This is a genomic window from Shewanella profunda, assembly GCF_023283765.1.
Lineage (GTDB): Bacteria > Pseudomonadota > Gammaproteobacteria > Enterobacterales > Shewanellaceae > Shewanella > Shewanella profunda.
On the sequence record NZ_JAKILG010000037.1, the window covers coordinates 38,913 to 51,331 of the forward strand.

Annotated in this window: 9 protein-coding genes and 1 other annotated feature; of the genes, 7 read left to right on the plus strand and 2 right to left on the minus strand. The window is 44.5% G+C overall.

The features are described 5' to 3' along the window. The first annotated feature begins 93 nt into the window (after window positions 1-93). From L2744_RS15855 to L2744_RS15875, 5 genes are all read left to right on the plus strand, one after another. Window positions 94-1,185, plus strand: coding sequence for a 3-deoxy-7-phosphoheptulonate synthase (locus tag L2744_RS15855; protein ID WP_248992834.1), 1,092 nt, complete (start codon window positions 94-96; stop codon window positions 1,183-1,185). Window positions 1,186-1,213: 28 nt separating this feature from the next. Beyond that, on the plus strand, window positions 1,214-2,353 hold the full coding sequence (gene tyrA / locus L2744_RS15860; RefSeq protein ID WP_248992835.1) for a bifunctional chorismate mutase/prephenate dehydrogenase: 1,140 nt from the start codon (window positions 1,214-1,216) through the stop codon (window positions 2,351-2,353). Window positions 2,354-2,568: 215 nt separating this feature from the next. Further along, on the plus strand, window positions 2,569-4,233 hold the full coding sequence (gene hcp / locus L2744_RS15865) for a hydroxylamine reductase (protein ID WP_248992836.1): 1,665 nt from the start codon (window positions 2,569-2,571) through the stop codon (window positions 4,231-4,233). Window positions 4,234-4,308: 75 nt separating this feature from the next. Continuing rightward, on the plus strand, window positions 4,309-5,424 hold the full coding sequence (locus tag L2744_RS15870; RefSeq protein ID WP_248992837.1) for an FAD-binding oxidoreductase: 1,116 nt from the start codon (window positions 4,309-4,311) through the stop codon (window positions 5,422-5,424). A gap of 150 nt (window positions 5,425-5,574) precedes the next feature. Beyond that, window positions 5,575-5,910, plus strand: coding sequence for a hypothetical protein (locus tag L2744_RS15875; RefSeq protein WP_248992838.1), 336 nt, complete (start codon window positions 5,575-5,577; stop codon window positions 5,908-5,910). An 89-nt stretch (window positions 5,911-5,999) separates the two neighbouring features. Here L2744_RS15875 and L2744_RS15880 read toward each other — a convergent pair whose 3' ends face one another. Beyond that, the gene (locus L2744_RS15880; protein WP_248992839.1) at window positions 6,000-7,979 is read right to left on the minus strand and encodes a chorismate mutase; all 1,980 of its coding nucleotides are present in this window, start codon (window positions 7,977-7,979) and stop codon (window positions 6,000-6,002) included. A gap of 40 nt (window positions 7,980-8,019) precedes the next feature. Then, window positions 8,020-8,133 (minus strand) — a sequence feature (Phe leader region). 197 nt (window positions 8,134-8,330) lie between these two features. Beyond that, the gene (gene pepA / locus L2744_RS15885) at window positions 8,331-9,839 is read right to left on the minus strand and encodes a leucyl aminopeptidase (RefSeq protein WP_248992840.1); all 1,509 of its coding nucleotides are present in this window, start codon (window positions 9,837-9,839) and stop codon (window positions 8,331-8,333) included. A gap of 256 nt (window positions 9,840-10,095) precedes the next feature. On the opposite strand from pepA, the gene lptF reads away from it, so the two are divergent. Next, a complete protein-coding gene (gene lptF, locus L2744_RS15890; protein ID WP_248992841.1) occupies window positions 10,096-11,208 on the plus strand; it encodes an LPS export ABC transporter permease LptF in 1,113 nt (370 codons plus the stop codon). Further along, the gene (lptG, locus tag L2744_RS15895; RefSeq protein ID WP_248992842.1) at window positions 11,205-12,263 is read left to right on the plus strand and encodes an LPS export ABC transporter permease LptG; all 1,059 of its coding nucleotides are present in this window, start codon (window positions 11,205-11,207) and stop codon (window positions 12,261-12,263) included. The genes lptF and lptG overlap by 4 nt, the downstream gene beginning before the upstream one ends. Window positions 12,264-12,419 lie beyond the last annotated feature (156 nt).

Consider the following 12,419-nt stretch of genomic DNA (forward strand, 5'->3'; position numbering starts at 1 on the left):
TAAGTAGTGAGTACTTTTCCTATTCAAAATGAACATCGAGTGATTTGAGCTTGTGCTTCAAATTATTCCGGATTAATAGCCTAGGTGGTAAGCATGCAGCAGGATACGATTAACAACGTACACATCAGTTCAGAGAAAGTATTAATCACACCGCAAGAGCTTAAAAATGCCTTGCCACTCTCTGAGCATGCCTATCGTTATATTCTCAATGCCCGTAAAACTGTCGCCGATATCGTCCATAAACGTGATAACCGCGTGTTGATTGTGGCAGGACCTTGCTCCATCCATGATATTGCTGCAGCTAAGGAATACGCCTTAAGGCTTAAAAAGTTACACGACGAACTCAGCGATGAGTTTTATATCCTGATGCGGGTGTACTTTGAGAAACCGCGTACCACGGTTGGCTGGAAGGGCATGATCAATGATCCCGATATGGACGGATCCTTCGATGTCGAAAAAGGTTTGAAAATGGCCCGTGAGCTGATGATTTGGCTTGCCGAGTTAGAGTTACCTGTCGCCACTGAAGCGCTTGATCCTATCAGCCCACAGTATATTTCTGAGTTAGTGACTTGGTCTGCTATTGGCGCTCGCACCACAGAATCACAAACTCACAGAGAGATGGCATCGGGCCTTTCTATGCCAGTGGGTTTTAAAAATGGCACAGATGGCAAACTTGAAGTGGCGATTAATGCGCTTAAATCGGCGGCCAGTAGTCACAGATTTATGGGGATTAACCAACAGGGCCAAGTTGCATTATTGCAAACGGCGGGCAATCCCGATGGCCATGTGATTTTACGCGGGGGTGCAATGCCCAACTATGATGCGGCGAGTGTGGCTGAGTGTGAAACGCAGCTCCATAAGGCCAAACTCAATGCACGTTTGATCATCGATTGCAGCCATGGCAATTCATCCAAAGACTACAGCCGCCAAAAGCCTGTCTGTGAAGATGTGTTCGAGCAGATTTTTAACGGCAATAAGTCGATTATTGGCGTGATGCTAGAAAGTCACTTAAATGAAGGAAACCAAAGCTGTGATAAACCATTAAGTGAATTAGCGTATGGCGTTTCTGTGACAGATTCCTGTATTAATTGGGAAAAAACAGAAACCATTTTACGTGACGGTGCATCGAAGTTATCTTCAATACTCCCTACACGCTTCGATACGCTCAAAGTGGCGAATGGTTAACATAACCAGTGCTTAATGGACTCTATGTATGAATGAAAAAACAACCGCTGAATTAGAACATCTTCGTGGTCTAATCGATGGTGTGGATCAGCAGCTATTGCATTTATTGCGTAAGCGCTTGGATTTAGTCGCTCAGGTTGGCACAGTTAAACACGCTGCAGGATTACCTATTTATGCGCCGCAACGTGAGGCCGCCATGCTAGCCAAACGCCGTGAAGAAGCGAAAAACATGGGGATTGCGCCGCAGTTAATTGAAGATATTTTACGCCGCTTAATGCGTGAGTCTTATCTCAATGAGAAAGATGTTGGCTTTAAGCAAGTCAAAAAAGATTTAGGAACTGTGGTGATTATCGGCGGTAAAGGGCAGCTTGGTGGACTATTTCGGCAGATGTTGACCCTATCTGGATATCAAGTCGATATTCTTGATAAAGATGATTGGCAACAGGCAGATAAACTATTTGCTGGTGCAGGAATAGTATTAGTGACAGTGCCGATTGCCATCACCTGCGAGCTTATTCGTGAAAAACTGACCCAGTTACCCGCAGACTGTATTTTGGCTGATTTAACTTCGATAAAGACAGAGCCAGTCCAAGCCATGCTTGCAGCTCACAAAGGCCCCGTTGTAGGTTTTCATCCGATGTTTGGGCCAGATGTCGGCAGCCTAGCGAAACAGGTTGTCGTTGTTTGCCATGGTCGCTCACCAGAAAAGTATCAATGGCTACTTGAGCAAATAGCAATATGGGGGGCGAGGATTGTCGAAGCCGAACCTGAGCGCCATGATAGTGCGATGCAGCTAGTGCAGGCGATGCGTCATTTTTCAACTTTTGTGTACGGTTTGAATCTGTGCAAGGAAGAGGCGGATATCGATACTTTGCTGCAATTTAGCTCGCCGATTTATCGTTTAGAGCTCGCTATGGTAGGGCGTTTGTTTGCCCAAAGTCCTGAGCTTTACGCTGATATTATTTTTGCCCAGCAGGATAGTCAGCATGCAATTGGCGATTATTTAGATAACTACCGTGAAGCGTTAGAGTTGCTAAAACGTGGCGATAGGGACGAGTTTATTAAGCAGTTCCAAACCGTCGCTAAGTGGTTTGGTGATTTTGCGCCACAATTTCAGCGTGAAAGTCGCATAATGCTGCAATCGGTTAATGATATGAAAACAAATTAATTAATAATATGTTACGTCATAAAACGCCCATCATTGATGGGCGTTTTTTATTTAAACTGAGGCAGTTTTAAACCAAATATTAGCGATAGCTTAAGGTGATAGTCCTCGCAAATTTGAGAGAGGATTTTAAAAATATCTGTCGCTTGCTCTGGGTTTCGGTAGACTAAGTTTAAACATGCATAAATAAAGCATGAATTTAAATTAGGAGTCTATCCATGTTCTGTATTCAGTGTGAGCAAACCATTCGTACACCCGCTGGCAATGGTTGTAGTTATTCCCAAGGTATGTGTGGCAAGTTGGCGGCAACGTCCGACTTGCAGGATCTGTTGATTTACATGCTGCAAGGCGTGTCTGTGTATGCGGTTAAGGCCCGTGAGTTAGGCATTGTCGATGCCGAAATTGATAGTTTTGTGCCTAAAGCTTTTTTCGCGACACTCACCAACGTTAACTTTGATGACGAGCGCATTATCGCTTACGCACAACAGGCGGCTAAGTACCGAGCTAGCTTGAAGGCAGCCTACGAATTAGCCTGTGAAAGAGCTGGAAAAGTGGCAGAGCAGGTGCCAGAAGTGGCGCAGTTAGTTCTGGGAACCAGTAAAGTTGAAATGCTCTCTCAGGCACCGATCGCACTATTAAATAAAGATAAACATGAAATCCATGAAGACATTCTTGGTTTAAGATTACTCTGCTTATATGGTTTGAAGGGAGCCGCTGCCTACATGGAGCACGCGCGCGTGCTTGACCAAACCGATGCTGAGATTGCGGGGCGATTCCACGAAATCATGGCATTCTTAGGTGAGCCGAGTGTTGATGGGGATAAGTTATTTGCCACCGCGATGGAAATTGGTCAATTAAATTATCGTATTATGGCTATGCTCGATGCGGGTGAAACCCAATCCTTTGGTCATCCAGAGCCAACCGTTGTGAATACTAAGTCTGTTAAGGGAAAAGCTATTTTAGTCTCCGGTCATGATATGAAGGACTTAGAGCTGATTCTTGAACAAACCGTAGGCAAGGGTATTAACGTTTATACCCATGGTGAAATGTTGCCCGCGCTCGCTTATCCCGCGTTTAAAAAACATCCTCACCTTGTTGGTAACTATGGCAGCGCTTGGCAGAACCAGCAGCAGGAATTTGCCAATTTCCCTGGCGCTGTGGTGATGACATCAAACTGTATTATTGATCCGAATGTAGGCAGTTATAGCGATCGTATCTTTACCCGCAGCATAGTCGGTTGGCCTGGGGTGATCCATATTGAAGGCGATGATTTCTCGGCGGTAATTGATAAAGCACTAGCTTTAGAAGGGTTTAATTATGATGAGATCCCACACAAGATCACCATAGGTTTTGCCCGCAATGCGTTAATGGCCGCCGCGCCCGCTGTGGTTGAAAATGTGAAAAATGGCTCAATCAAGCACTTTTTCCTTGTGGGTGGTTGTGACGGTGATAAAGCAGACAGAAGTTATTTTACCGATCTTGCTAAATCTACCCCTAAAGATTCACTGATCCTGACTTTAGGTTGTGGTAAGTACAAGTTCAATAAGTTGGATTTTGGTGATATCAACGGTATTCCACGCTTGCTCGATGTCGGTCAATGTAATGATGCCTATTCTGCGATTCAACTTGCTATCGCATTATCAGAGGTTTTTGAATGTGATATCAATGAATTGCCATTAAGCTTAGTACTTTCTTGGTTCGAACAAAAAGCCATTGTTGTGCTGCTAACCTTGCTTTCTCTTGGGGTCAAAAATATTCGCACTGGTCCAACACCTCCTGCTTTCCTAACGGCAAACTTAGCCAAAATTTTAGAAGAAAAGTTTGGTTTAAGGAACACTACCACCGTTGAGGCGGACTTAAAGACCATGCTAAACGTGGCTTAATTCAACCTAGAACAATTGGTTAACTGTGGTTTTAGCAGAGTTGGTAAAACCGCCGTTTTTGTGGGTAAAATTGTTATGAATATGAGTGTGATATCGAAAGCAGGGACTTTGTTTATTGATCCTAAACGACAGGATAGTTTCAATCATTTAGTGTGTGTTGAGCGTTGGTATGAAACTACTGATGTGGTGAGTTTTCGTTTTCAAGCGGGCGAGCCAATGAAGTTTGATTACAAGCCTGGGCAGTTTATGACCTTTGTGCTTGAAATTAATGGTGAACAGGCTTGCCGAAGTTATACCTTGTCATCGTCGCCTTCGCGGCCTTATTCCTTAATGGTGACGATAAAGCGTGTCGCGGGTGGACTCGTGTCTAACTATCTTATCGACCATCTTTTACCTGGCCAGAGTGTGAGAGTGCTGCCTCCGACAGGTCAATTTAATTTGTTTGATATTCCTGCACAGAAATATCTTTTTTTGAGTGCAGGCTGCGGTATTACGCCTATGTACTCCATGTCACGATATTTAACCGACAGTCAAATGGATGCGGATATTGCTTTTTTACATAGTGCGCGCACAGAAGTTGATATCATTTTTAAATCCTCCTTAGAAACCATGGCTCAGCGTCATCGTAGTTTTAAACTCGGTTATATGTTGGAGTCTGTCACGAGTACCAAACCTTGGCACACCGATCCAGTATCCTATGATATAGGCCGATTAAGCGCCGAACGTTTACGCAATTTAGTGCCAGATTTTGCTGGGCGAACGATATTCTTGTGTGGCCCAGAACCCTATATGCAGGCGGTAAAAAGCATACTTAACGAACTTAAGTTTGATATGAGTCAATTGCACCATGAGAGTTTTGCTACCGCAGTTAAAGAGGCGCAAAGCCGAGTCAAACAAGCTGAAGTACTGGGTGTAGAACACGCTAATGCCAGTTCGTCTTTTATGTTGTCAATAGGTGATAGAAAGCGAGCATTATCACCAGAGCAAACTTTACTCGAAGCTATTGAGGCTGAAGGTTTGCCCATTATTGCCGCTTGTCGTTCAGGAGTCTGTGGAGCTTGTAAATGCCAAGTAGTAGAAGGGGCAACTGAGTCAAGCAGTACCATGACCTTGACGCCTGCTGAAATTGAAGCAGGTTATGTTTTGGCCTGTTCAACGAAACTGACATCGGATGCCACGCTATTACTCTAGCCCTATAAAAAGGAAAACCGCTAAGGATAAATTTTCATCAAACGGAAATATTTTAACTCCTTAGTTGCGATTCTTGCTGTGAGAACGTAAGGTTAAAGACAAGGGCGTAGTTATTTGCGCCCAGTCTATTCGTCTGGCTGGAGTCTCTCAATGACAACGACAACCACTTATGCCGCAAAAATTGAAGATCGCAGTCTTGGACATTTGCTTTATGCATTGATGTCGGGCTTTCCCTTACTTTTACTTCCGGTGTTATTAAGCCTATTTATTAACCTCTCTCAACGCCAAGCTCAGGGAAATGCACTGTTGGTGTCGCATTTACGTTGGCAGCGACATTCTAATGTTATATTTATTGGCTTATTAGTTCTCGGTTACTGGGTGCCGATAACTTGGCTTAGTCTTTCGGTTTATCTTTTCGGCATTATTTGGTTTTGCCACCGTATTATTAAAGGCTGGTTGAGCCTGCTGGATGGCCTAGAAGTTTAGCTCTACTCTCCTGTCTACTCGTATCCTCGATTACCCTCCTAAATAGACGTAAATGACCAGCAATCTAGCTGGTCATTTTTTATCAGGAGTTAATTGTACAGCTCTCTTACGACTGAGCTCATTAGCTTGAGTGAATCATTGTCATTTAGGTTGCAGTTAAGCACTAAACCATCGGCTTTTAATTGTTTAATGCCTTTGGTTTGTAAGATTAATGCTTCATCCGCAATGGCGTAACAAGGATTGATGACGATGGGAAGATGACTGGTGGCTTTTATCTGAATAAGGCTCGTTAAATCCAATGTAGGAAGATTAGCGTTATTGAAGGTGCGAACGCCCGAGTCACAGAGGATCAGCTGTTGATTCCCTTGGCTTAAAATGACTTCCGTTGCCGCTAAAAACTCCTCATAGCTCGCCATATCATTACGTTCAAGTAATAGCGGAATAGGCAGAGTCCCTGCTTGAGTGAGTAAGGATTGATTAAACATATGTTTACCTGTCAAAAACAGCATATCGCCCTGCTGAGTTGCCAGCACCATATCAATTGCTTGCTCAATGGCGATAATGCATAACAGATCGTATTGATGCAGCGTCTGGCGAAGCTTTGGCAAGATAAGTTCAGGACTGACAAGTTGATTAATATCATCCAAAATAATGGCTTGAAACCCAGCTTCTTTAAGTTGTTTTATTTTGTGTTCAAACTGCGATAACGCTAAATGAGACAGATCGTGTGTGAGCACTATCTTGGCTATTGCACCTATATTGCCCCCACCAATGCAGAAAGAGCCGCAGCTAATCTCGCTTGCCTGTGCTTTGTAGGCCTTACTGTATCTAAATGGATTGGCATCGGGAACGGCATCGCTAATCACTTGAGTTTTTGAAGTGCTAGGTTCAATTAATAGCTGACTGTTGCTCAGTTGAGTCGGTTTTACCGTCTCGCAGGGATAACAACCTAATACTTTGATAAATCGAGTTATCCGCTCTAATTGCTTTAATCCTGCTTGCATTGCTTCGCTAGAGATATTGGCATCAATATCAAGGTAAAACATTTCCTCCCAAGGTGTTCCGGGAATGGGTCTTGATTCGAGTTTACTCATATTTAGCTGATGAGCTTTCAATACCAACAGGGCTTCCACTAATGCCCCCGCCTTTTGGCCCGTTGCCATAATTAAGGTGGTTTTTGCGGGCAGTTGTTCTGGCACGGCAACGGCTTTACGAGCTACAACGATAAAGCGGCTCTGGTTAATCTTCTGATTTGCAAGTCCCGCTTCTATAGATTCTAACTGGTATAACGCACCACCTTCTGCGCTGCCAATAGCTGCGGCGCTATTGTCTGGGCTCTGATTGACCCTCTCCATCGCTTCAGCACTGCTTGAGCAGTATTCCAATCTTAAGTCCTTATGCTGGCTTAAATATCTACTACACTGGCTAATCGGCTGAGGATGGGCATATACGGTTTTGATGTCACTAATTTTACTGCCGGCTTTACCTAACAGGCAGTGGCTTACTTCGATAGTGGTTTCGCCGACGATGGAGAGGCTAGTGTGTTGTAGCACATCGTAAACTTCGTTAATGGACCCAGATGAGGTGTTTTCAATCGGTAGGAAACCGTAATCTGCATGTCCTGATTCTACCGCTTGCACTATTTCATCGAAGCTTTGGCAACCTAAGTCCAGCATATCGACTTGACGGCGCTGACAATAACGCGTCGCGGCAAGGTACGAATAGGAACCACGGGCTCCAAGGTAGGCGATACAATATTGCTGTTTTTGTGTCTCTGGGTTGGCACGGCCGTGCAGGTAAGCTTGCTGATTCAATACTGAATCTTCGATGATGCTCTGGTAAAGTGAGATCACGTAATGGGCATCTAGGCCTTTTTCCCTGCCTTCTTTGACTAGCCTAGCTAACAGTTCCTTTTCCCTTTGTGTGTCCCTGATGGGTCTGACATCGACCTCTTTACTACGGGCTACTTCTAAACTTAGGCGACGGCGCTCGGCGAGTAATGAGAGAAGTTCATTATCGAGATTGGTGATTTGCTCTCGAGTTTGATTTAAAGGCTGTGGTTTATGCATTATGACCTCAATTGCCGCCGTGTATTGTTCAATCGTTTAAGACAAAAAAGCCTCCCATTTGGGAGGCTTTGGATTTTTACTTTCGTTTTTACACAGTAAATCCGCCTCCTAGAGTGGGGGTGTAAAAAAGAAAGTAAAAAAAGCTGTTGTCATTGTCTTCATGGGGTTAAAACTAAAGGCCTCCGGCGTGGCTGTCAATCAAAACTTGTTCAATGTGAGGGATTATCAAATAACAGTAGTGAATACGCTAATTTCCCCTATGAATGTTCGTAAAAACTATATTTTCAAGGGGATAAAAAAGGCGAAGAGGATTATCTTCGCCTTTGTCATATCTCAACTTGTAAATTAAGTTTATTCGCCTAATTCAACGCCAGCACGATTGATCAGAAATTGAGTCAAAAGAGGGACAGGACGACCCGTCGAGCCTTTATTTGCGCCACTGTTCCATGCTGTGCCCGCCACATCTAAATGGGCCCAATTGTACTTTTTAGCAAAGCGCGATAGGAAGCAAGCTGCGGTAATGGCCCCCGCAGGACGACCGCCTAAGTTGGTCATGTCAGCGAATGGACTGTCTAGCATATCTTGGTATTCGTCCCAAAGTGGCATGCGCCAAGCGCGATCACCGCTTTGCTCACCTGCATTTAGCAGCTCGTGCGCCAATGGGTTGTGCGATGAGAATAGTCCAGAAGCATGCTTACCTAAGGCAATGACGCAAGCACCAGTGAGGGTCGCTGTATCAATAACCAGTTCAGGTTCAAAACGCTCAACATAGGTTAATACGTCGCATAGTACCAAACGGCCTTCAGCATCGGTATTGAGCACTTCAACTGTCTGGCCTGACATTGTGGTCAGAATATCACCAGGACGGTAAGCATTACCCGAAGGCATATTTTCACAGCCTGCGAGTACTCCCACGACGTTGATGGGTAAATTCATTTCACAAATCGCTTTCATGGTGCCGATAACACCTGCAGCACCACCCATGTCGTACTTCATTTCATCCATAGCTTCGCCAGGTTTTAATGAAATGCCGCCTGAGTCAAAGGTCAAGCCTTTACCGACCAATACGATAGGTTTTTCTGTGCTGTCGACTGCGCCTTTATATTCCATCACTGTCATGATGGATTCATTCGCACTAGCACGACCAACTGCAAGGTATGAGTTCATCCCCAGTTTAGCCATTTGCTCTTCGCCAATGGTAGTGACATGTAGATTTTCGTGCACTTCAGCCAGTTGACGCGCTTGAGAGGCCAAATAAGCAGGATTGCAAATATTGGGGGGCATGTTTGCTACATCGCGACACAAGTGCATACCAGCAGAGACTGCCATACCGTGCTCAATGGCGCGTTCGCCTAAGGTTAATTCTCGGCGAGTCGGGACATTGAAAACGAGTTTACGCAAAGGACGGCGTGTTTCCCCTTTACGGGTTTTTAGAGCATCGAAGCTATACAGACTACTGTTTGTCGTTTCAACGGCTTGGCGCACTTTCCAATAGGTATCACGGCCTTTAACATGTAATTCAGTTAAAAAGCACACGGCTTCCATAGAACCCGTTTCATTTAATGTGTTGATCGTCTTAGTGATGATCTGCTTGTATTGGCGCTCGTCTAGTTCTCGTTCTTTGCCACAACCGACTAATAATACGCGTTCGCTCAGTACGTTAGGTACGTGGTGCAGTAATAACATCTGCCCAGGCTTACCTTCCAAGTCCCCACGACGTAACAGGTTACTAATGTAACCCTCACTAATCTTATCTAATTGCTCCGCGATACCCGATAGACGACGGGGTTCATAAACACCGACAACGATACAGGCTGAGCGTTGTTTTTCGGGGCTACCGCTCTTTACGCTAAACTCCATGGGCACTCCTAGATTCTTAAAGACAAAATTTTATATTTATTGGATAATGTCTGCTTGTCCCGAAAAGGGCCTAAGTTATTACTCCAAAGGTGATTTATTCTCGGTACTTGAGCCGCATGTTTTTGTGAAACTGCAATTAAACTTAAGTTTACCAAGAACCCCTGAAGCTGGTCAGAAAACTATCAAAAGTAGACAGTTTACATGAAAGTTAGTCTGTTACCAGCAAAAAGATAAGTTTAGCGACCGGATCCTGCCTGTGATTGTATTTAGATACCTTATTCGAGAAGTTTTAAAGGCACAAATTGCCGTACTTTTGGTGCTGTTAACTATTTTTATTAGCCAGCATTTTGTGCGCGTACTGGCCGACGCCTCTGATGGCGACTTTCCTGCTTCATTAATTGTTACCCTGATAGGACTTAACCTACCTGCATTAGTCGTTTTGGTTTTACCATTAAGTTTATTTTTGGGTATTTTGGTGGCTCATGGCCGCATGTATTCCGAAAATGAAATGGTGATCCTCCATGGCGTAGGTGTGAGTGAGTGGTATGTCACTCGGGTGACGTTAATTCTCGCTTTAGTGAATATGTTGTTTACGGGATATATATCTCTTTATGTCACACCATGGGCAGAGGAACAACAAAACCAAGTGCTTGAAAAAGCCCAATCTGAGGCTGGACTTGCGGCGTTAGTTCAAGGACGTTTTCAAGCAAGTCCTAACGGTCGCGCCGTACTGTTTGTCGAACGTATCGGCAAAGATAATGAATTAGAAAAAGTGTTTGTGGCTCAGCTCCCCGATCCCACCGATGAAACTGGGGTAACTAATGTTGTGGTTGCTAAAAATGGTCGCGTGTTGGAAGACAATACTGGTGCTCAACAATTACAACTTAACAACGGCGTTCGTTATCAGGGAAGCCCAAGATTGAAGGACTACCAAATGATTGAGTTTGGTGGATATAAGATGCAGCTTAAAGAGCAACAAGTGGACGAGCGGCGCCGTAAGTTATCGGCATTGCCGGTCGCCGATTTGCTTAAAGTCGAAGGTGCAGAAGCTGTAGCTGAATTTCACTGGCGCCTCGCTATCCCGCTAGCCATCCCCATTATGACGTTGATCGCAGTGCCTCTGGCAAGGGTAAATGTGCGACAGGGTAAGTTTGCTAAGATGTTACCCGCAGTGCTTTTATATCTTGGTTATTTTGGTTTGATGGTCGCTGGCCGTAAAGCATTACAAGATGGTGTTATTCCACAATATTTAGGTATGTGGTGGATACATCTATCGGCTCTTATTATGGGAATATTTTTACTGGGTAAAGATAGACCGGTATTTGCGCGTTTATCTGCAGCCATGGCACGTAGAAAGGTGGCCGTATGAAGATCTTAGACCTTTATATTGCCAGAATTATTTTAAGCACTTCAGCGCTGTGCTTGCTGGTGTTAACAGGTTTGTCAGGCATCATTAAATGGGTCGACCAACTGCGTCTTGTCGGACGTGGCACCTATACCATGATGGATGCAGGTATTTATGTACTTTTTTTAGTACCGCGCGATATTGAGATGTTTTTCCCCATGGCTGTGCTGCTTGGAGCCTTGATTGGCATGGGAATGTTAGCGTCTAACTCCGAGCTTGTGGTAATGCAGGTATCTGGGTTGTCCCGCTTACAAATTACCCTTTCGGCCATGAAGACCGCTGTACCACTGATGTTGATGGTCATGGCTCTTGGCGAATGGGGCGCACCGATTACTGAGCAGAAGGCCTACGAGCTGCAGGCCATTAAGTTATCCGGCGGCAGTTTGATTAAGTCTCATCGTGGTATTTGGGCCAAGGACGGGGATTTGTTTGTCAACATAGGTGAAGTTGAAGATATCACTAAACTTAACGACATCACTCTCTACAAATTTAACCGAGAACTTAAGCTTACGAATGTTGTGCATGCGGAGCGGGCGGTCTTTACTAAAGATAGTTGGCGTTTATTTGATGTTAAGCGAACCGATTTAACCTACGATCAAGTAACCTTAGACCACCTTGAAGAAGATCTGTGGCAATCGAGTTTAACGCCGGATAAGCTCAGCGTGGTATCCGTTAAACCTGAAGCTTTATCGATTCGCGGTTTACTCGGTTATCTCGACTATCTTAAAACCAATAGCCAAGATCCTAGTCGTTATGAGTTAGCTTTGTGGCGTAAATTGATGCAACCTGTCACTGTTGGGGTCATGATGTTAGTGGCTCTGTCATTTGTGTTTGGTCCCTTACGTACTGTGACTATGGGCGCGCGAGTATTACTAGGCGTTGTGGCAGGTTTTAGTTTTTATATTAGTAATGAAATCTTCGGTCCTATGAGCATAGTGTATGAGTTACCTGCTTATGTGGGGGCGGTGGCACCGAGTCTATTGTTTACCGGAATTGCCTTCTATCTTATCCGGCGATAGTTCACATCACTGATTTTGAATATAAAAAACGACGCATTAGCGTCGTTTCAGACTGCTGACAAAGTCCTGGACGCCGATCCAGGACTTTGATCTAATAGGGTTAGTTGAATTGATGGCTAACCACTATGCTAAAACCTCCTTCTCCTCAACAATATC